The organism is Kitasatospora sp. NPDC029367 (genome assembly GCF_055569135.1).
The window spans coordinates 286,362-307,030 of sequence record NZ_JBVHYH010000001.1 but is presented as its reverse complement, the minus strand read 5'-3'; the positions used below and the strand labels follow the sequence as shown (position 1 = coordinate 307,030).

The following is a 20,669-nucleotide window of genomic DNA, read 5'->3' as shown; positions in this document are numbered from 1 at the left end:
ACCAACACCCAAACCAAACCCCCCCCCCCCCCCGCCCCTCCCCCCCCCCCCCCCCCCCCCCCCCCCCCCCCCCCCCCATCCCCCCCCCCCCCCCCCCCCCCGGGCCGCTCAGGTGACGTTGAGGCGGGCTGCGAGGCGGAGGAGGCCGGGGCTGAGGCGGGAGAGGAGGCGGGCGACCTTGGCCTCGGGGGTGACCGGGACGACCGGCTTGCCGGTGCGGACGGCGCTGACGATGGCGGTGGCGACCTTCTCCGGCGGGAAGCCGCGGCGGGCGTAGAGCCTGGCGGCACGCGCCCGCTTGGCGGACTGCTCGTCGGCGGTGGTAGCCGAGAAGGTGGAGGTGCGGGTGATGTTGGTGTTGACGATGCCCGGGCAGATGGTCGAGACGCCGATGCCGTGGCCGACGAACTCGGCGCGCAGGCAGTCGGAGAGCATGAAGACGGCGGCCTTGCTGGTCGCGTAGGCGGTGAGCGCCTTGGCGGGCAGGTAGGCGGCGGCCGAGGAGACGTTGACGATGTGGCCGCCCTGGCCCCGGTCGGCCATCAGGGTGCCGAAGGCGCGGCAGCCGTGGATGACGCCCCAGAGATTGACGTCCAGGACGCGCTGCCACTCCTTCTCGGTGGTCTGCAGGAACGTCCCGGAGTGGCCGATGCCGGCGTTGTTGACCATCACGTCGGGCACGCCGAGCTCGGCGGCGACGCGCTGCGCGAAGGCGTCCATCGCGGCGCCGTCGGAGACGTCCACCTGGTAGGCGTGCGCCTGCGGGCCGATCAGGGAGGCGAGTTCGGCGGTGCGCTCGGCGGCCGCGAGGTCGAGGTCGCAGACCACCACCCGGGCGCCGTCCTCGGCGAAGGCGAGCGCGGTGGCCCGGCCGATGCCGCTGCCGCCGCCGGTGACCACCACCAACCGCCCGTTGCCGTCCGGCTCTTGGGCGCCTCCCGACTCCTGGGCCCCTGTCGCGCTGCCGGTGTCGATCCGGGCGGTGAACTCGCGGACCATGCCGGCCACGGCGGATCCCTTCTCCAGCAGCGCCGACCAGTGGCCGGCGTGCAGGGTGCGGCGGGTCAGGCGGGGCACCCAGCGTTCCAGGCCCTCGGAGAGGTAGGTGCCGACGTAGCGGTCCCGGGTGAGGGTGACCAGCTGGACCGGCACCTCGGTCGGCCGCTCGCGCGGACTCCCCAGCGTGGGGCGGAAGTTGGCCCGGTACAGCTCGATGCCGCGGACCGCGTCGCGGCGCAGGGTGCGCTGCGGGTGGTCGGCCCGCGGGGTGACGTGCTCCAGGTCGCGCAGCACCCGCGGCCAGGCCCGGGCGAGGCCGAGGCGCCACACGGCCGGGGCGAGGAAGGGCAGGTGGAAGGCGGTGATGTACCAGGAGTGCGCGCCCTGGTGCAGCAGTTGGCGGAGGTGGCGCGGGGTGGGGCGGCGCAGCCGGTGGCGCAGCCAGAAGCCCATGTGGTCCAGGCTGGGGCCGGACAGGGTGGTGTAGGAGGCGATCCGGCGCTCGGCACCGGGGGCGGTGACGGCCTCCCAGGACTGGATCGAGCCCCAGTCGTGGGCGACCAGGTGGACCGGGCGGTCCGGGCTGACGGCGTCGGCGACGGCGAACAGGTCGTCGGCGAGCTGCTCCAGGCGGTAGCCGTCGCGGTGCGCCGGGGCGCCCGACTCTCCGGCGCCGCGCACGTCGTAGCGGACCACGTGGTGGTCGCGGGCGAGGTCGGCGGCGATGTCGTCCCAGACGGTGTGGGTGTCCGGGTAGCCGTGCACCAGGAGGACGGTGGGGGCCTCGGGGTCGCCCTGCTCGAAGACGGCGAGCGGGATGCCGCCGGAGTGGACGGTCCGGCGGCGGGTGGGGGTCGTCATCGGGTGGCCTCCTGGGCGGTCGGCTCGGCGGTGGCGGCAGCGGCTGGCTCGGCGGGGGCGGTCGGCTCAGCGGCGGCGGTCGGCTCGGCGGGGGCGGGCGTGGTGGTGGTAGCGGCGGCGGTCCAGCGGCGGACGTGCGGGAGGTCGTCGTCCAGCCAGTAGGCGTCGTCCTCGGTGACCACCAGCAGTTCCTCGAACTTGATGCCCACACCACGGAACCCGATGTGCGGCTCGACCGCCCACAGCCCCGGAGTGGGCGCGTGCCGGGACGACCGTCCGTCCGCCCACAGCGGCGAACGGCCGTGCAGACGCTCGGAGATGAGCTCGCGGCCGAGGGTCTGCAGGGTGCGCACGCCGAAGCCGAAGACGTTCACCCCGGCCGGGCCGCGCGCCGTGTTGCGGGTGACCTGGTGGCCGATCACCCGGCCCGGGTAGACCTGGTGCCGGTTGTCGTAGCCGTGCGCGGCGATCTGCGCGTCCACCGCCGCGTACACCTCGTTGAGCGGCTTGCGGGCGCGCACCTCGGTGAGGATCAGCTCGCGGTAGACCTGGAGGTCGGCGGCCAGCCGGTCCCAGACCCGGTTCTCGCCGACCTTGCCGCCGTAGCCGATGTCGGCGGTGTAGCCGTCCACGACGGGCGCGCAGTCCAGCACGTACGGCATGCCCTCCTCCAGGCGGCGGTTGCCGGCGAAGAACTGCAGCGGGGTGTGGAAGTGCCGGAAGGCCGTGCGGTCGCCGAACCAGGCGAAGGGGACGTGGAAGAAGTCCTGCACCCCGGCGGCGACCAGGCGGCGGCGCAGCTCGGCGGTGGTCTGGCGCTCGGTGACCCCGGGTTCGATCCAGGCGGCGACCTGTTCGGCGCAGTGGTAGGCGAGTTGCTGGGTCTCGCGGAAGCGGGCGAGGTCGCGCTCGGAGTAGGAGAACGTCGGCATCGCGTGCGCCGTCGGGGGCATCGGGGGGCTCCTTCTAGACGTCGAGGTCGAGCACGAGGGTCTCACCCTCGGCGGCGCGGGAGACGCAGGGCAGCAGGGCGCCGGCGGCACGCTGCTCGGGGGTGAGGCGGCGATCCCGGTGCTCGGGCGTACCGGCCAGCAGGCGGACCTCGCAGGTGCCGCAGAAGCCCTGGTGGCAGGAGTACGGGAGGTCGGGGCGGGCCTCGCGCAGCACGTCCAGGGCGGAACGGTCGGCGGGGACGTCCAGGGTCGGGCCGTCGGCGCCGAGCCGGACGGCGAAGGGTCGGCCGTCGGCGACCGGGGCGGCGCCGAAGCGCTCGAAGTGCAGGGCGGTGGCGGAGGATTCGTCCAGTGCCGCCTGGACGGCGGCGAGCATCGGGGCCGGGCCGCAGCAGTAGACGGCGGCGCCGCGCGGGGCGTGGGCGAGGAGTTCGGCGCCGGTGGGGACGCCGCCGTGCTCATCGTCGGTGCGCAGCACGACCCGGTGCGGGTCGAGGGCGCGCAGCTCGTCGGTGTACGGGAGGGTGTCGGCGCTGCGGCCGACGTGCACCAACTTCCAGTCGAGGCCGTGCCGTTGGGCCTCGCGGGCCATCGGGAGGAGCGGGGTGACGCCGATGCCGCCGGCCAGCAGGAGGACGGCGGGCTCGGCGCAGAAGGCGAAGCCGTTGCGCGGGCGGCGGGCGGCGAGGCGGGCGCCCGGGTGCAGGGTGTCGTGGACCTCGACGGACCCTCCGCCACCCCCGGGCAGCCGCCGGACGGCGATCCGGTAGCGCCGGCGGTCGGCGGGGTCGCCACTGAGCGAGTAGTGGCGCTCGCGGCCGGAGGGCAGGGCGAGCCGCAGGTGGGCGCCGGGCTGCCAGGGCGGCAGTTGACCACCGGAGGGGTCGGCGAGGGTCAACTCGATCACTTCGGAGGCGAGTTGACGGCGCTCGGCGACGACCAGCCGGAGCAGCGGGGTCGGGCGGCTGTGCGGGCGGCGGGGGTTGCGGCGCAGCAGCGGGCCGCCGAGCGCCGGGGAGTAGCGGTCGCCGAAGGCGGTGAGCCAGCGCATGAAGCCGTCGGCGCGGGGGCGGCCGTAGAGGTCGGGGGGCGGGGTGAGCAGGTCCATCCGGGCGGATCCTTGGCGGGGAGAGGGGACGGGCGGCGGGGCGGGCGGGCGGCGGGCGGCCGACGACTGACGGCTGACAACTGACAACTGACAACTGACAGATTTCAGATTTCAGATTTCAGCGAACAGATAACGTTTTCTGTTCGTTGAAACCTGTCAGCTGTCAGCTGTCAGCCGTTCCCCGTCACCCCCGCCCGGCCGCAGCCCGGGCGGCCGGGGAGGTGGCGAGGTAGCCCAGCGCCTGACTGGAGGAGCCCTCCTGGGTCGGGTGGTAGCCCGGCCGGAGGTAGCGCAGCCCGGAGCGGACGGAGCGGATCGGGTCCGGCAGCAGTCCGCGCCTGGCGATCCGGCCCGCCTCCCGCCAGGTGGGCTTGAGCCGCCCCTCCAGGGTCGGGTCGGCGGCGAGCAGGAAGCGGGCGCCGCGCACCCAGAGGTGCACCAGCAGCGGCCCGGAGATCACCATGCCGCGGACCCGCCGCAGGTACCCCGGGTCCAGGTGGACCATCAGGTCGAAGGCCACGCTGCGGTGCTCGACCTCCTCGGCGCCGTGCCAGCGCAGCAGGTCCAGCATCGTCGGGTCGGCCTTGGCCCGGTCCAGGCCCGGGGAGTTGAGCGCCCAGTTGCCGAGGAAGGCGGTGAAGTGCTCGATCGCCGCGACGAAGGCGACCCGTTCGATGACGTTCTCCCGCCGCTGCGCCGGCGTCAGGCCCGGCTTGTCGCCGAGAACGCGCTGGAACAGCCAGGAGATCTGCCGGACGTACGGGCGCGGGTCGAGGCCCTGGCCGAGCAGGTGGTCGAGCACCTCCTGGTGGGCCTCGGCGTGGATGGCCTCCTGCCCGATGAAGCCGAGCACCTCCTCGCGCAGCTGCTCGTCCCGGATCAGCGGCAGCGCTTCCTTGAACACCTTGACGAACCACCGCTCACCCTCGGGCAGCAGCAGGTGCAGCACGTTGATCACGTGGGTGGCCATCGGCTCGTCCGGGATCCAGTGCAGCGGCAGCCGGGCCCAGTCGAAGCGGACGTCCCGGGGTTCCAGGACGAGGCTCTCGTGCACCCGCGCGGCGGGAGCGGCGACGGCGGGGACGGGGGTGGAGCGGGGCATGGCAGGCCCTCCTGACCTGGGGGCGGCGGCTCGACTCTCGGAAACGTACTCGCCGGTAGCGGTGGGGACAAGGGATTCGACCACTCTTATCGACATCGAGTCTAATAAGTGATGTGCACCGCGGGACACCCCCCGAAACCCTCCCGCGGAAAGCGCGTGGGGCCCCGCCGGACGACACGTCCGACGGGGCCCCACGAGTGAGCGGTGCTCAGACCGCCATCGCCAGCATCAGCGGCGCCGCCCGGGCCGCCAGCAGTTCGGCGGCGGCCCTGAGCTTGTGGATGTTGTCCACCGGCATCGAGGTGGCCAGGCAGCCGACCGTACTGCCCGCCGTGATCGGCACTGCCGCGCAGACCGTGCCGAGCGCGTACTCCTGGATGTCCAGCACCGGCACCGTCGCGGGCTGGCGCTCCAGCCGGTGCATCAGCTGGTCGGCGTCGGTGACGGTGCGGGAGGTCAGCCGGGCGACCGGGTGCCGGGAGAAGTGGTCCCGCCGGCCGTCCGCGTCGAGCTGGCTGAGCAGGCACTTGCCGATCGCGCTGGCGTGCGCGGTGGCGCGGAAGTCCACCCACTCCTGCACGGCGGGCGCGTAGTCGGCGGCCGAGACCGCCTCGACCGACAACTCCCCGTCGTGGTACCGGGAGAAGTAGACCGCGGCGCCCAACTCGTCCCGGAGTTCGGCGAGTTTGCGGTTCAGCCGGGCCTTGACGAGCTGCTCCCGGTTCTGCTGCCCGAGCAGGGCGAAGGTGCCGCCGAGCACCCAACCGCCGTCCTGGCACTGGAGGTAGCCCTCGATCTCGAGGATCTCGGCGAGCCGGCGGACGGTCGGCAGGCCCAGCGAGGTCTCCCGCGCGAGCCCGACCAGGGTGACGCCGTCGGGGTGCCGGTCGACGGCCTCCAGCAGTCTGAGGGCGTGCTGCAGGGAGGTGAACGGGCCCGTCGGGCCCTGGTCCAGCGCGGCGTGACGACCCGGGGCTGGTGTCGACATGTCGTCCCCTTCCGATGTCCCCCCACGGAGCGACCGCGGGCGGTCTCCAGCCTATCCACCCAGGGCCCCGGGCGACTGCTGTCCGTGAATATCCGTGAACATTCCGTGGAGCACGGCCGGTTGGCTGGTACAAGGGGCCCCGCGCCCCCGCACGGACGGAACCCGCGCCCGCAGCTCGTCCGCCTCGGCGCCCCCGAGAAGCCCGACGGGCCCCTCCCCCACTGCCCGGGGGGAGGGGCCCGTCGTGGAGCCGCCGGGGTGCGGGCCCCGGCGGTCCTGAGGGTGCGGAAGGTGCGGAGGGTACGGGAGGTACGAGGGAGTCGACCCGCGAAGGGTCAGCCCTCGTCGCCCGCGCGGAGCTTGGCGACGGCGGCCTCCAGGCGGGCGCCGTACTCCTCGTCGGCGGCGTGGAAGTGGGCGAGGTTCTTCTCCACCACGTCGTCCCGGGTGACCTGCGACAGGAAGCCCGCGATGTTGTCGATCAGGCGGGTCTTCTCGCCCTCCGACATCAGCCGGTAGAGCTCGCCGGCCTGGAAGAAGTCGTCGTCCTTGGTGTGGGCCGGCGTGGTGTAGGTGCCGGTGTAGCCGTCGACCTTGACCGGCGCGGCGAGCGCGCTGTCGGTCTGGGCCGGGCCGTCGTACGAGTTGGGCTCGTAGTTCTTGCCGCGGCCGGCGCTGTTGGCGGCCATGAAGCCGTCCCGGCCGTAGTTGTTGGCCTCGGTGGCGCGCGGGGCGTTCACCGGCAGCAGGGTGTGGTTGACGCCGAGGCGGTAGCGCTGGGCGTCGGCGTAGGCGAACAGCCGGCCCTGGAGCATCTTGTCCGGGGAGGGGCCGATGCCGGGCACGAAGTTGTTCGGCGAGAACGCGGCCTGCTCGACCTCGGCGAAGACGTTCTCCGGGTTCCGGTTGAGCACCAGGCGGCCGACCTTGACCAGCGGGTAGTCGGCGTGCGGCCAGACCTTGGTGAGGTCGAAGGGGTTGAAGCGGTAGTCCGCGGCCTCGGCGACCGGCATCAGCTGGACGTAGAGGGTCCAGGACGGGAACACGCCCCGCTCGATGGCCTGGTGGAGGTCGCGCTGGTGCGAGTCGGCGTCGGCGCCGACCACCTCGGCGGCCTGGCCGCCGTCCAGGCTGCGGATGCCCTGGTTGGTCTTGAAGTGGTACTTCACCCAGTAGGCCTCGCCCTCGGCGTTGACCCACTGGTAGGTGTGCGAGCCGTAGCCGTTCATGTGGCGGTACGAGGCGGGGATGCCGCGGTCGCCGAACAGCCAGGTGATCTGGTGGGTCGAGGCCGGCGAGTGGGCCCAGAAGTCCCAGACGTTGTCCGCCTCCTGCACACCGGTGTACGGGTCGCGCTTCTGCGAGTGGATGAAGTCGGGGAACTTGACCGGGTCCTTGATGAAGAACACCGGGGTGTTGTTGCCGACGAGGTCGTAGTTGCCCTGCTCGGTGTAGAACTTCACCGCGAAGCCGCGCGGGTCGCGCACCGCGTCGCTGGCGCCGAGGTTGCCGGCCACCGTGGAGAAGCGCAGGAAGACCTCGGTGCGCTTGCCGACCTCCGACAGGAACGCCGCCCGGGTGTACTTCGACACCTCGTCGGTGACCTCGAAATAGCCGTACGCGCCGGAGCCGCGGGCGTGCACGACGCGCTCCGGGATGCGCTCGCGGTTGAACCGGGCCAGCTTCTCCAGCAGCTGCTGGTCCTGGATCAGCAGCGGGCCGTACTCGCCGGCCGAGGCCGAGTTCTGGTTGTCGGCGACCGGGGCGCCGGACTCCGTGGTCAGGATCTTGGACATGGAGGGTCCTTCAGGTGTCGATAAGGCGGTGCGTGGAGAGGTGGAGCGGGCGGGCGGGCGAGCCCCGCTCAGATGCCCAGCAGGCGCCACAGCGCCGAGCGGCGGCGGGCGGAGTGCTCGCCGTCCGGGCCGTCGGCCGGCTGGAGGCCGGCGACCGCGGCGGTGGCCGCGGCCGGGTCCGCCAGCGGGCGGGCGGCGGCCAGGGCGGCGGCCTCCTCCGCGTCGAGGCCGGCGTCGGCGAGGGCGGCTGCGGCCTCCGCGGCCGGGACGGCGTTGAACCAGCGCAGCGCGAGGGCCGCGCGGCCGGCCTCGGTGAGGCGGCCGGTGAGCCGGAGACGGGCGAGGCCGCCGTCCGGGTAGACGTTGATCCGCACGTGGGTCACCGGGCGGCCGACGTCGAGCCGGAAGCGGTGCCGGGTGTCGGGCTGCAGGCGGGTGCGGGGCAGGATCTCGAACCACTCGCCGTCGGCCGGTGCCTGTGAAGTCGCAGCCTGCCCGGTCGAGGCGTCGAAGCCGATCAGGTCGGCCCAGCCGGGGGCATTGGCGACGAAGTGGGTGGTGTCCACTTCGGCGGCCAGGACCTCACCGCCCCCGGCCAGGGCGATCTGAACCCAGTCGTTGGCCTTGTCGCGCCGACGACGGGTCTCCCAGCCCTCGCCCATGACGGAGGCGCGACCGGGAGCGTTCAGGTTGTGCGGGGAGGAGAAGTAGCGGTCGGACGCCGCCTCGGCCACGCCGCCGTACTCCTGGGCGGCCAGGTCGAAGGTGAGGCCGTCCAGTTCGCGCGGGTCGGGCAGCACCTCGCCGTGCACCCGGAGCCGGGCGACGCCGCCGTCCGGGAAGATGTTCAGCCGCACGTGGGTGTAGCGGGTGTCGTCCTGGACGGCGAACTCGTGGGCGGTGTCCCCCTGGAGCGGGGTGCGCGGCACGATGGCGGTCCACTCGGCGTCCTGCAGTTCCTCGGGCGAGGGGTGCCCGGGTACGGAGGCGGCCTCGACCGAGGCGCTCTCCGGGTAGTTGCCGGTGAAGTGCGCGGTGTCGACGATCAGACCGCGGATCACGCCGCCGACGCCGAGCCGGACGATCGCCCAGTCGTGGTCCTGGTCGGTGGGGTGCGGCTGGTCGGCGGAGACGCCGCGGCGGCGCTTGGACTCCCAGCCGTCCATGATCTGGCCCTTGTGGCCGAAGGTGTGCGGGCGGAACTCGGCCGGCTTGGCCACCAGCAGGTTCTCGGCGTCCGCGAAGGTGTCCTCATTGGTGGCGACGACGCCCGCACCGAGCAGCCGGGAGGCCAGGTTGACCAGCTCGGTGAAGGGAGCGCTCGGGGTGTCGGCAGTGGTCACTGACTCTCCTCGGAAGACTTGGTGGGTAAGGGAGTTGGCGGGCCCGAGGCGAGGGCCTGGACACGGCCTAGTCCGCCGGGCGCAGCAGCTGGCGGCCGAAGGGCTCGGCCCCGGTGTCCACCGCCCGGCCGCGCAGCCAGGTGGTGCGGACGGTGCCGCTCAAGGTCCGTCCGGCGTACGGGGTGACCGGGTTGCGGTGGTGCAACTCGCCCGCGTGGACGGCGAATTCCCCGTCGGGGTCGAAGGCGACCAGGTCGGCGTCGCAGCCCGCCGCGATGGCGCCCTTGGTGCCGGTGAGGCCGACCAGTTCGGCCGGTCCGGAGGACATCCAGCGCACCACGTCGGCCAGCGTGTGGCCGCGCCGGCGGGCCTCGGTCCAGATGGCGGGCAGGCCCAGCTGGAGCGAGGCGATGCCGCCCCAGGCCGCCGCGAAGTCGCCGCTGCCGCCGAACTCGGGCAGCAGCTTGAGGTCGGGGGTGGACGGCGAGTGGTCCGAGACGACGGCGATGAACTCGCCGTCGGCCAGGGCCTGCCAGAGCGCGTCCCGGTTGGCCTCGTCGCGGATCGGCGGGCAGCACTTGAAGGCGGTGTCGCCGTCCGGCACCTGCTCGGCGGCGAGCGTCAGGTAGTGCGGGCAGGTCTCGGCGGTGACCCGCACGCCCTCCTCGCGGGCCCGGCGCAGCAGGGGCAGCACGCCGGCCGAGGAGACGTGCAGGATGTGCACCCGGGCGCCGGTGCGCCGGGCCGTGTCGAGCAGGTGGGCGACCGCCGCGGTCTCCGCCCCGTCCGGGCGGGAGGCGAGGAAGTCCCGGTAGTGGACGCCGGGTTGCTGCGGCGCGGCGGCCAGCACGGCCGGGTCCTCGGCGTGGATGATCGCCAGCGCCCCGAGCCGGGCCTGCTCGGCCAGCGCGGCCTCCAGGTCGGCGGCCTCGACGTGCGGGAACTCGTCGACGCCGGACGGGGCGAGGAAGCTCTTGAAGCCGAACACGCCCGCCCGGTGCAGGGGTTCGAGGTCCGGGACGTTGCCGGGGACGGCCCCGCCCCAGAAGCCGAGGTCGACCCAGGCCTGGCCCTCGGCGGTCTTCCGCTTGACGTCCAGCCCCGCCACCGTGGTGGTGGGCGGCACGGAGTTGAGCGGCATGTCGATGATCGTGGTGACGCCGCCGGCCGCGGCGGCCCGGGTGGCGGTGGCGAAGCCCTCCCACTCGGTGCGGCCGGGCTCGTTGACGTGCACGTGGGTGTCGACCAGGCCGGGCAGCAGCGCGGTGTCGCCGAGGTCGACGAGTTCGCTGTCGCCGACCACGAGCGATCCGTGGGCGGCGACCTGCTCGATCCTGCCGCCCCGGATCAGCACGTCCGCGGGGCGCTCGCCGTCGGGCAGCACCGCCCGGCGGGAGCGGATCACCGCTGGCTGGCTGATCGGCATGGGGACCTCCGAAACCTGGACTGGGACTGGGGGATGGCGGTACGCGGGGCACACCGGGCACGCGGCCCGGGGAGGCGCTCGCGGAGCGGTGGGCAGGGGGTGATCGGCGTAGAGCGGTCGGCGTAGGGCGGTCGGCGTGGGCCGGTCGGCGTGGCTGGAACCGAAGGATTGCCGGGAGCCTAGGCCCGCCTTCAACAAAACGTCAATGGAGGAACATACGGAGGAACGGACGGCGGAAGCTCCGCGGGATCAGCCCCGCAGCAGCGTTTCGGCCAGCCGCTCCCCCGCCACCTCGGCCAGCTCACCGGCCCTGGTCATGCTGTCCCCCGGCTGCTCGGCCAGGTCGGTGAGGGCGATCGCGGCGGTGAAGCCGGCCGCCCGCCACTCGGGCTCGGACAGCTCCAGCCGACCCGCCACAGCGGCCACCCGAACCCCCGCCCGGGCAGCCGCCGCGGCGACTCCGGCGGGGGCCTTGCCATGGAGCGTCTGAGCGTCCAGGCAGCCCTCACCGGTGACGACGAGGCGTGCCCCACGCACGGCCTCGTCGAAACCCAGCAGTTCGAGCAGCAGCTCGATACCGGGTCGCATGGTGGCGCCGAGCAGGGCGAGGGCGGCGAAGCCCACCCCGCCCGCGGCCCCGGCGCCGGGGGCCTCCCGCACGTCCCGTCCGGTCACCGCGGCCACCTGGTCGGCGAAGCGGGTCAGCCCCTGCTCCAGGACCACCAGGTCGTCCCCGTCGGCGCCCTTCTGCGGGCCGTAGACGGCGGTCGCGCCGCGCGGGCCCAGCAGCGGGTTGTCCACGTCGCAGGCGACCACGACGTCCACGCCGGTCAGCAGGTCGGCCAGCGGGCCGAGGTCGATCCGCTCCAGGCGCCGCAGCGCGGCTCCGCCGGGCGGCAGTTCGACGTCGTCGGCGTCCCGCAGCCGGACCCCGAGTGCCTGCACCATGCCGGCCCCGCCGTCCGTACAGGCGCTGCCGCCGAGGCCGAGCACGATCCGCTTGGCGCCCGATGACACCGCGCGGGAGATCAGCTGGCCGACGCCGTAGGAGCCGGCCGCGAGCGGGGCGGTCCGGCCGCCGGGCAGCCGGGCGAGCCCGGAGGCCTGGGCCAGCTCGACCACGGCGGTGTCGCCGCGGACGGCCAGTGCGGCGTCCACCGGCAGGCCGGTCGGACCGGCCACCTTGGCCGGGACGCGGTCGAAGCCGGCCGCGAGCGCGGCGGCCAGGGTGCCCTCGCCGCCGTCGGCGACGGGCAGTTCGCGCACGTCGCTGCCGGGCGCGGCGCGCCGGATGCCGGCGGCGATCCGGGCGGCGACCTCGGCACCCTCCAGGGTGCCCTTGAACTTGTCCGGCGCTACGACCACGTGGCCCTTGAGGGGGGTGGGGGGCATCGGTGGTCCTCACTTCCGTGCGGGTCGGGCGGTGTGCTGACGAACTCTGGTCCGGACAAGCATGGGTCCGGTGGCGCCGGGTTGCGACCCCCCCGGCCGGGCGGTGCGGCCCGGCTCGAGGCCCGGCCCGGGGCCGGGCTCCCGCAGGAGCGCCGGTCCCGGAAGGGGTGCGACCCCCTCCCCGCCGTTCCCCTCGACCCGCTTCCGACGTTCGAGGGGCTCCCCTCGGCGAGGAGGGGGCCAGGCGACGCACCGCTGGCACGACCGAAGTGCCCCCGGGAGGGTGTGTGCGTCACCGGCCTGGATCGACCGGCGGGCGGGCGGATGAGCCCCTGCCCGCACGCCGGTCGGGTCTGGCCTCCTGGTGGCGCGGGCACGACCGGATCAGGTACACGCCACCAGGAGGAGTCTGGGGGGCCGGAGCCCCTCGGGTCAGGCGACCTCGCGGCCCGAGAGCCGCTCGACGCCGCGCAGCAGCGCCGAGTGGTCGAGCGAACCGTCGCCGTTGGCCCGGGCGGAGGCGACCAGCTGGGCGACCACGGCGCCGACCGGCAGCGCGGCACCCACGGCGCGGGCGGCGTCGGTGACGATGCCCATGTCCTTGTGGTGCAGGTCGATCCGGAAGCCGGGGGCGAACTCGCGGTTGAGCATGTTCGCCTTCTTGCGGTTGAGCACCGTGGAGCCGGCCAGGCCGCCGCCGAGCACGTCCAGCGCGGCCGCGAGGTCGACACCGGCGTTCTCCAGGAACACCACGGCCTCGGCGAGCACCTGGATGTTGACCGCGACGATCAGCTGGTTGGCGGCCTTGACGGTCTGGCCGGCGCCGTCGGGGCCGACGTGGACGACCGTGGTGCCGAGCGCGTCGAACAGCGGCTTCGCCTCGGCGAAGTCCGCCGCCTCGCCACCGACCATGATCGACAGCACCGCCTCGATCGCACCGGCCTCGCCGCCGGAGACCGGGGCGTCCAGGGTGCGCACACCCTTCTCGCGGGCGGCCTTGCCGACCTTGATGGAGGTCTGCGGGGTGATCGAGGACATGTCGATCACCAGGGTGCCGGCCTGGACGTTCTCCAGGACGCCGCCCTCACCGAGGATGACCGCCTCGACGTGCGGGTCGGCCGGGACCATGGTGATGACGACCTCGGCGTCCTTCACCGCTTCGGCGATGCTGGCGGCGCCGTGGCCACCGGCCGCGACCACGGTGTCGATCGAGGCCTGGGAGAGGTCGAAGCCGGTCACGTGGTGGCCGGCCTTGACCAGGTTGACGGCCATGGGCTTGCCCATGATGCCGAGGCCGACGAAGGCAATCTTGCGGGAGGCGCTCATCGCGTCGGGTTCCTTACGTGTGCGGGTGGGGAGGGGTGACGGGCCGGACGGGCGCTGCGGTACGCCGCGTACGCGGGCCAGACAGGCGCCGGGTAGCGGGCTGCGGGCGCCGGGCCAGCGGGCGCCAGGGTCAGCGGGCGGCGCGCAGCTCGCGCGGCAGCCAGTCGAAGCTGTCGGCGCTGACGCCGGTGGAGGGGCGGTACTCCAGGCCGATCGAGCCGGTGTAGCCGGCCGCGCTGAGCCGGGCGAACAGGTCCTCGAAGTCCAGCTCGCCGGTGCCGGGCTCGTTGCGGCCCGGGTTGTCGGCGATCTGCACGTGGCCGATCCGGTCGGCGTAGGTGTCGATGACGGCCGCCAGGTCCTCGCCGTTCTTGGCCAGGTGGTACAGGTCGCAGAGGAACCTGGCGTTCCCCAGGCCGGTGGCGGCGTTGACCTTGTCGACCACCTCGACCGCGGCGGCCGCGGAGACCAGCGGGTAGTCCGGGGACTCGGCCTTGTTGAGGGCCTCGATCAGCAGGACGGCGCCGATCTCGTGGGCCGCCCGGGCCGCGAGCACCAGGTTCTCCAGTGCGACCGCGTCCTGCTCGGCCGGCTCGACGCCCTCGACCCGGTTGCCGTACAGCGCGTTGAGCGCGGTGGCACCGAGCGAGGAGGCCAGTTCCGCGGCGACCGGGACGTTGGCCCGGAAGCGGTCCCGCTCGGACGGGACCGAGACGGTTCCCCGGGCGCCCTGGCTGAGGTCGTCCAGGAAGTTGAGGCCGGTGAGCCGGACGCCCGCGTCACTGAACGCCTTGCGCAGCGCGTCGAGCTCGGCCCGGCTCGGGCTGTGTTCGGTGCCGAAGGGCCACCAGAGTTCGGCGGCCGTGAAGCCGGCCGCGGCGGCGGCCGCGGGGCGCTCCAGCAGCGGGAGTTCGCCGAACAGGATCGACAGGTTGACCGTGAAGCCGTGCTTGGCAGCCGCCGTCACGTCCATCACCTCTCACTCTCTCTTCCTTCATCCGCAACTTCCACGATCCGGAAGAGGGATTCTGTGTGGTGGAAGCATCTCCGGCTCGCCGAGCAGGTGTCAAGGCTGCCGCAACATTTTGTTGAAGTAGCCCGGGGGGGTCCGCCCACCGGCCCCGCGACTGTTCGATCGCCCAGCCCCTGCCCCCGCCCACCCCCGCTCGATACAGTGAGCAGGTGCGATTGATGGTGGAGTTCACGACAGAACCGTTCGAACTGGACACGTTCCCCGAGCACGCCGCGACGGCCCGCAAGGTCGTCGACGAGGCCGGCCTGGACGTATCGGTCGGCCCCTTCGGGACCGGCGCCGAGGGCGAGGCCGACCAGGTCCTCGCCGCGGTGACCCGGCTGCTCCGGGAGACCCTGGACGCCGGGGCGACCCGCATCTCCGTCCAGGTGAGCGTGTTGGGAGAGGAGGGCGGTACGCCGTGACCGAGCACGTGGAGCACCCGCTCGCCGCGGCGGTCAAGCCGCTGCTGGACGCGGTCGGCGCGACACCCGTCCCGCTGGACGAGGCGAAGGCCGAGGACGTCGTCCTGGAGTGGGAGGGCACCCCGGCCCTGGCCGTCCGACTGCCGCACCTGAGCAGTGCGCTGGACCGGCTGCTGGCCGAGATGGCCCGACAGTTCGACGGCCGCCCGCTGGCCGAGCTGGACCGCTGGGAGAAGCAGCGGGTCGTCGCCCTCCTGGAGGAGCGCGGCGCCTTCACCGTCCGCCACGGGGTCGAGACGGTCGCCTCGGCCCTGGGCGTCAGCCGCTTCACCGTGTACAACTACCTGAACCGCCAGGACGGCTCGAAGCCGTCCTGAGCGCGGTTCGAAGCCGTCCTGAGCGCGGCTCGCGAGGAGCTTGCGAACGGGTGACCCCGCCGCTGTGGACAGTCTCGACCGGCCCACGGCGGGGCACACTTGGTGAATCGCACACGAAAGGGCCCGGCAGCGCGGCCCGGTTCAAAACGTAACCACCAAGCGTTCAACAAACTGTTGACGGCAGGGTGGGGCCGATCTAGCTTTTCCGGGTGGCACCACTCTTCAGGAGGTCCACTCGTGACCAACCACCCCCACGCCCTCGACTCCCTGGCCGCGGCCGATGCCGCGGAACTGGAGAAGATCCTGCTGGAGGTATGCTCCAGCCCCCGTTGGGCCGCCGCCGTCGCACAGGCCCGGCCCTGGTCCAGCCGTGAGGCCCTGCTCGCCGCCAACGCGGCGGCGATGGCCGCACTGACCGTCGCGGACCTGCGCGACGCGATGGCCGGACACGCCCGGATCGGCCAGCCCAAGGAGGGCGACGCCACCTCCGAACGCGAACAGGCCGGCATCCAGGGCGTGGACCGGGCCGTCCTCGACGAACTGCGCGAGGCCAACGCCGCCTACGAGGCGAAGTTCGGCCACGTGTTCCTGATCTGCGCGACCGGCCGCACCGCGGCCACCATGCTCACGGCCCTGCGCGAGCGCCACCCCAACGACCCCGCCACCGAGGCGGAGATCGTCCGGGGCGAGCTGCGCAAGATCAACGACATCCGGCTGAACCGCCTCCTCGACGCTTCCTGACGCATCGTCAAGAATGCTTCGTGGGCGGGACGTCCGATCCGGGAACGTCTCCGGAGGCGCCCCACCTCGGAGGCCCCGCCTCCGGACGTGCGCCCCGCGTGATCTGACGTACCATCACCTCTGCCATCAGTAAGGTCACTTCACCCATGACTGGCATCTCCACCCACGTGCTCGACACCAGCCTCGGCCGCCCGGCCGAGGGCGTCCCGGTCGAGCTCGCACTGCACACCGAGGGTGGCTGGCAGGTGCTCGGCACCTCCGCCACGGACTCCGACGGCCGGGTCAAGGACCTCCCGGCCGTGGAGGCGGGCTCGGTCGTCCGGCTGCTCTTCGACACCGGCGCGTACTACGCGCTCAAGTCCGCGGAGCCGCCGTTCTTCCCCGAGGTCTCGATCGTCTTCACGGTCGCGCCCGAGCAGCACCACTACCACGTGCCGCTGCTGCTGAACCCGTTCGGATACTCGGTCTACCGCGGAAGCTAGTAGACCGACCTGGAAGCTTAGGAGCCTGTCATGGCCCACGTGCTCGGTCAGAACCAGTACGGCAAGGCGGAGAACCGCATCGTCCGGGTCTACCGCGACTCCACCCGGCACGAGATCAAGGACCTGAACGTCTCGGTCTCCCTCCAGGGCGAGTTCGAGGACGTCCACCTCACCGGGTCGAACGCCAACTGCCTTCCCACCGACACCACCAAGAACACCGTGTACGCCTTCGCCAAGGAGTACGGCATCGACTCGGCCGAGGCCTTCGGCATCCTGCTGGCCCGGCACTTCGTCGACGACACCGAGCGCGGCGTCGTGCACAGCGCCCGGATCCGGATCGAGGAGTACGCCTGGGACCGGATCCGGACGCCGGACAGCTCGGCCCGGTTCATCGGCTCGGAGGAGGTCGGCCACTCCTTCGTCCGCAACGGCCAGGAGACCCGCACCACCGAGATCGTCTACGACGGCGAGCGGGTCCAGGTCATCTCCGGCCTCAAGGACCTCATCGTCATGAACTCCACCAACTCGGAGTTCTGGGGCTACATCAAGGACAAGTACACCACCCTCCAGGAGGCGTACGACCGCATCCTCGCCACCCAGGTCACCGCCCGCTGGAAGTACGGCTACAGCGGTCGCGACGGCGAGGCCCAGCCCAACTGGAACCGCTCCTACACCCACGTGAAGCGGCACATGCTGGAGGCGTTCGCCGAGACCTACTCCTACTCGCTGCAGCAGACCCTGCACGCGATGGGCACCCGGGTCCTCAACAACCGCGCCGAGGTGGACGAGGTACGCCTCGAACTGCCCAACAAGCACCACTTCCTCGTCGACCTGGAGCCGTTCGGCCTCAAGAACGAGAACGAGGTCTACTACGCCGCGGACCGCATGTACGGCCTGATCGAGGGCACCGTGCACCGCGAGGGCGTCGTCCCGGTCATCCCGGTCGTCTGACCTCCCCCACGCCCCGCACGCCGCTCAGCCCGCTCACCCCGCTCACCCCATGGACTCCGCCCGGAATCGCCGCACCCTCCGGCCCGCTCGGGCCGGTCGAGTCCGGGCGGACCGCACCACCCGCGTCACCTGCACCATTCGCACGACCCGCACGACCTGCACCACCCGCACGGCCCGTATCACCGCACCACGCTCCACCTGTTTCTCCACCCCCACCAACCGGAGTTCGTGTTCGCCTCGCGGCGGCCGGCCCGGGGCACTGGAGAAGCGTCCCGAGGGATCCTTGCTCCGCCGTCCCGCCCTCGGGGGGTCTCCAGCGCCACGGGCGCGCCGGGAGCCACGGGCACAAGAGGGGCTCGACATGGCACCCAGCAACACCAGCAGTAACGACGGCGGTTCCACCCCTGCAAGAACCCCAGGCCCGGACGGTACGTCGACCCGCCTCCCCGGCGGGCCGTCCGGGTCCGGGACCCACCCCGTGGACGAGGTGCTGCCCCCGGTGAAACTGCTCTCCACCGGACTCCAGCACGTCGCCGCGATGTACGCGGGAGTCGTCGCACCCCCGCTCATCGTCGGCGCCGGCGTCGGACTCTCCGCCACCGACCTCGCCCTGCTCATCTCGGCCAGCCTGTTCACCGCCGGACTGGCCACCCTGCTCCAGACCCTCGGCATCTGGAAGATCGGCGCGCGGCTGCCGTTCGTGAACGGCGTGTCGTTCGCGGGCGTCGCGCCCATGATCGCCATCGCCAAGGGCTCCATCGAACGGACGGGGGGACCGAAGGACGCCCTCCCGGTGATCTTCGGCGCGGTGATCGTCGCGGGAGCCCTGTGCTTCCTCGCGGCACCGTACTTCTGCAAGCTCATCCGGTTCTTCCCCCCGGTCGTCCAGGGCACCGTGATCACCCTCATCGGGGTGTCCCTGCTCCCGGTGGCGGTGAACTGGGCGCGCGGCGGCTCGCCGAGCGCCCCCGGGTACGGCTCCGTGCGGGCCGTCGGCCTCGCCGCGATCACCCTCGCCGCGGTGGTGCTCTGCAACCGGCTGCTGCGCGGCTTCTGGCAGCAGCTGTCCCTGCTCGTCGGTCTGGCGTTCGGCACCCTGGTCGCCTTCCCGCTGGGCCTGGCCGACTTCGGCGCGGTCCGGGACGCGAAGATCTTCGCGCTCCCGTCCCCGTTCCACTTCGGCGCGCCCGCCTTCGACGCGGCCGCGATCGTCTCGATGTGCATCGTCATGGTGGTCTCGATGACCGAGTCCACCGCCGACATGCTCGCCCTCGGCAAGATCGTCGAGCGCGAGGCCGACGAACCCACGCTCGCCGCCGGCCTCCGGGCCGACGGACTGGCCACCGCGATCAGCCCCGTCTTCAACGGCTTCGCCGCCAGCGCCTTCGCCCAGAACATCGGGCTGGTGGCGCTGACCAGGATCCGCAGCCGCTTCGTGGTCGCAGCCGGCGGAGGCATCCTGATCCTGCTGGGGCTCTTCCCGGTCCTCGGCTCGGTCGTCTCGCTGGTGCCGCAACCCGTCCTCGGCGGAGCCGGGATCGTACTCTTCGGCACGGTCGCGGCAAGTGGGATCCGCACTCTCGCGGAGGCCGGCATGGAGTCCAGCGCCAACACCATCCTGGTGTCGGTCTCGCTCGGTGTCGGCATCGTCCCGATCGCCGTACCCACCTTCTACGACGCCTTCCCGGAGGCGGTCCGGACCCTGATGCACTCGGGGATCTCGGCCGGCTGCGTGATGGCCGTCCTGCTCAACCTGCTGTTCCACCACGTCGGAACCGCCCGCCGGTCCGAATCGCAGTCCAGATCCGGCGAGGCCCCCGGCGCGACGGTGCCGACGGCGACACCGTACTGACCGGTCCGGGCAGGGGCGCACACCACTCGGTGCGCGCCCCTCCTGGCCCTCCCCCATAGGAGTGACACCATGGCAGTCCAGCCCCCACCCGCCGACCAGCGGATCGTGATCGAGAACGTCGCGATCGCCACGGTCGACGCCGTCGACACCGAGTACGCCCGCGGCCACGTGGTCATCCTCGGCAACCGGATCGAATCCGTCGGCAGCGGCCCCGCCCCGGCGTGGCTGGACAACGTGGTGCGCCGGATCAACGGCGAGGGCCACCTGCTCACCCCCGGCCTGGTCAACACCCACCACCACTTCTACCAGTGGATCACCCGCGGCCTCGCCCAGGACAACATCCTCTTCGACTGGCTGGTCGCCCTCTACCCGACCTGGGCCCGGATCGACGACAAGCTCGTGCACGCCGCCAGCCAGGGCTCGGCCGCCGCCCTGCTCAAGTCCGGCTGCACCACCGCCTCGGACCACCACTACGTCTTCCCCAAGGACGGCGGCGACGTCCTCGGCGCCTCGATCGAGGCCGTCCAGGAGCTCGGCCTGCGCTTCACCGCGCTGCGCGGCTCGATGGACCGCAGCAAGAAGGACGGCGGACTGCCGCCGGACCACGCCGTCGAGGAGCTGGACGACATCCTGGCCGCCTCCGAGGCCGCCGTCGACCGCTACCACGACTCCTCCTTCGGCTCGATGCTGCACGTCGCGCTGGCGCCCTGTTCGCCCTTCTCGGTCTCCACCGACCTGCTCCGCCAGTCCGCCGAACTCGCCCGCCGCAAGGGCGTCCGGCTGCACACCCACGGCTCCGAGACGGCCGAGGAGGAGCAGTTCTGCAAGGAGCTGTTCGGCATGGGGCCGACCGACTACTTCGAGTCGGTCGGCTGGCTCGGCGAGGACGTCTGGATGGCGCACTGCGTCCACATGAACGACTCCGACATCGCCAAGTTCGCCGAGACCGGCACCGGCGTGGCGCACTGCCCCTCCTCCAACGCCCGCCTGGCCGCCGGGATCGCCCGGGTGCCCGACATGCTCAAGGCCGGCGTACCGGTCGGGCTCGGCGTCGACGGCACCGCCTCGAACGAGTCCGGCGAGCTGGGCACCGAGCTGCGCAACGCGCTGCTGATCAACCGGCTGCACGGCTACCCGACCGCGCTGACCGGGCGCCAGGCGCTGCGGCTGGGCACCATGGGCGGCGCCCGGGTGCTCGGGCGGCAGAACGAGATCGGCTCCATCGAGGCCGGCAAGCTGGCCGACCTGGCCCTGTGGAAGATCGACGGGGTCATGCACTCCTCGATCGCCGACCCGGTCGCGGCCCTCACCTTCGGCGCGCTGCCGCCGCTGGCGACCCTGTTCGTCAACGGCAACGCCGTCGTCGAGAAGGGCGAGCTGACCACCGTCAACGAGGACCGGATCGCGCGTGCCTGCGCCCGCGCGGCCAAGGAGCTCGCCTCCCGGCCCGTCTGACGGCCCGGGGGGGGGGGGGGGGGGGGGGGGCGCCCGCCCCCCCCCCCCCCCCCCCCCGAGTGGGAACAAAGAAAGGAGGA

Annotated in this window: 18 protein-coding genes; 7 read left to right on the top strand and 11 right to left on the bottom strand. The window is 72.9% G+C overall.

Going from position 1 to position 20,669, the window contains the following annotated elements; genetic code table 11:
- Window positions 1-108: 108 nt before the first annotated feature.
- From ACZ4W5_RS01425 to ACZ4W5_RS01375, 11 genes are all read right to left on the bottom strand, one after another.
- Complete coding sequence (locus tag ACZ4W5_RS01425) at window positions 109-1,860, bottom strand: SDR family oxidoreductase (RefSeq protein WP_465651986.1); 1,752 nt, start codon at window positions 1,858-1,860, stop codon at window positions 109-111.
- Entirely contained in the window at window positions 1,857-2,813 is a 957-nt protein-coding gene (locus ACZ4W5_RS01420) for a M24 family metallopeptidase (protein WP_465651984.1), read from the bottom strand. The genes ACZ4W5_RS01425 and ACZ4W5_RS01420 overlap by 4 nt, the downstream gene beginning before the upstream one ends.
- A 13-nt stretch (window positions 2,814-2,826) precedes the next feature.
- Window positions 2,827-3,921, bottom strand: coding sequence for a PDR/VanB family oxidoreductase (locus ACZ4W5_RS01415; protein ID WP_465651982.1), 1,095 nt, complete (start codon window positions 3,919-3,921; stop codon window positions 2,827-2,829).
- A 184-nt stretch (window positions 3,922-4,105) separates the two neighbouring features.
- Window positions 4,106-5,023 carry a metal-dependent hydrolase gene (locus ACZ4W5_RS01410; RefSeq protein WP_465651980.1) on the bottom strand — a complete coding sequence of 306 codons (918 nt, stop codon included), beginning with the start codon at window positions 5,021-5,023 and terminating at the stop codon, window positions 4,106-4,108.
- 208 nt (window positions 5,024-5,231) lie between these two features.
- Complete coding sequence (locus ACZ4W5_RS01405) at window positions 5,232-6,011, bottom strand: IclR family transcriptional regulator (protein WP_465651978.1); 780 nt, start codon at window positions 6,009-6,011, stop codon at window positions 5,232-5,234.
- 335 nt (window positions 6,012-6,346) lie between these two features.
- Window positions 6,347-7,807, bottom strand: coding sequence for a catalase (locus tag ACZ4W5_RS01400; protein ID WP_360229654.1), 1,461 nt, complete (start codon window positions 7,805-7,807; stop codon window positions 6,347-6,349).
- A 68-nt stretch (window positions 7,808-7,875) separates the two neighbouring features.
- Window positions 7,876-9,150: an allantoicase gene (alc, locus tag ACZ4W5_RS01395; RefSeq protein ID WP_465651975.1), complete on the bottom strand. Its 1,275-nt coding sequence runs from the start codon at window positions 9,148-9,150 to the stop codon at window positions 7,876-7,878.
- A gap of 67 nt (window positions 9,151-9,217) precedes the next feature.
- Window positions 9,218-10,576 carry an allantoinase AllB gene (gene allB / locus ACZ4W5_RS01390; protein ID WP_465651973.1) on the bottom strand — a complete coding sequence of 453 codons (1,359 nt, stop codon included), beginning with the start codon at window positions 10,574-10,576 and terminating at the stop codon, window positions 9,218-9,220.
- 249 nt (window positions 10,577-10,825) lie between these two features.
- Window positions 10,826-11,968, bottom strand: coding sequence for a glycerate kinase (locus ACZ4W5_RS01385; protein ID WP_465651971.1), 1,143 nt, complete (start codon window positions 11,966-11,968; stop codon window positions 10,826-10,828).
- 432 nt (window positions 11,969-12,400) lie between these two features.
- Window positions 12,401-13,294, bottom strand: a complete 894-nt coding sequence (locus ACZ4W5_RS01380) for a 2-hydroxy-3-oxopropionate reductase (RefSeq protein ID WP_360229662.1) — start codon at window positions 13,292-13,294, stop codon at window positions 12,401-12,403.
- Window positions 13,295-13,424: 130 nt separating this feature from the next.
- Window positions 13,425-14,267 (bottom strand): TIM barrel protein, encoded by an 843-nt coding sequence (locus ACZ4W5_RS01375; protein WP_465651969.1) that lies wholly within the window; start codon window positions 14,265-14,267, stop codon window positions 13,425-13,427.
- 218 nt (window positions 14,268-14,485) lie between these two features.
- On the opposite strand from ACZ4W5_RS01375, the gene ACZ4W5_RS01370 reads away from it, so the two are divergent.
- The 7 genes from ACZ4W5_RS01370 to ACZ4W5_RS01340 all read left to right on the top strand — a co-directional run bounded on the left by ACZ4W5_RS01370 (window position 14,486) and on the right by ACZ4W5_RS01340 (window position 20,589).
- A complete protein-coding gene (locus ACZ4W5_RS01370) occupies window positions 14,486-14,731 on the top strand; it encodes a thiamine-binding protein (protein ID WP_380404961.1) in 246 nt (81 codons plus the stop codon).
- Window positions 14,728-15,108: a helix-turn-helix domain-containing protein gene (locus ACZ4W5_RS01365; protein WP_360229668.1), complete on the top strand. Its 381-nt coding sequence runs from the start codon at window positions 14,728-14,730 to the stop codon at window positions 15,106-15,108. Before ACZ4W5_RS01370 ends, ACZ4W5_RS01365 begins: the two co-directional genes overlap by 4 nt.
- 237 nt (window positions 15,109-15,345) lie before the next feature.
- Complete coding sequence (gene uraD, locus ACZ4W5_RS01360) at window positions 15,346-15,849, top strand: 2-oxo-4-hydroxy-4-carboxy-5-ureidoimidazoline decarboxylase (RefSeq protein ID WP_465651967.1); 504 nt, start codon at window positions 15,346-15,348, stop codon at window positions 15,847-15,849.
- Between the two features lie 146 nt (window positions 15,850-15,995).
- The gene (gene uraH / locus ACZ4W5_RS01355) at window positions 15,996-16,331 is read left to right on the top strand and encodes a hydroxyisourate hydrolase (RefSeq protein ID WP_188309321.1); all 336 of its coding nucleotides are present in this window, start codon (window positions 15,996-15,998) and stop codon (window positions 16,329-16,331) included.
- 30 nt (window positions 16,332-16,361) lie between these two features.
- Window positions 16,362-17,282: a factor-independent urate hydroxylase gene (gene pucL, locus ACZ4W5_RS01350; protein ID WP_360229673.1), complete on the top strand. Its 921-nt coding sequence runs from the start codon at window positions 16,362-16,364 to the stop codon at window positions 17,280-17,282.
- A 361-nt stretch (window positions 17,283-17,643) separates the two neighbouring features.
- Window positions 17,644-19,134: a nucleobase:cation symporter-2 family protein gene (locus ACZ4W5_RS01345; protein WP_465651964.1), complete on the top strand. Its 1,491-nt coding sequence runs from the start codon at window positions 17,644-17,646 to the stop codon at window positions 19,132-19,134.
- A gap of 69 nt (window positions 19,135-19,203) precedes the next feature.
- Window positions 19,204-20,589, top strand: a complete 1,386-nt coding sequence (locus tag ACZ4W5_RS01340; RefSeq protein ID WP_465651962.1) for an 8-oxoguanine deaminase — start codon at window positions 19,204-19,206, stop codon at window positions 20,587-20,589.
- Window positions 20,590-20,669: the final 80 nt, after the last annotated feature.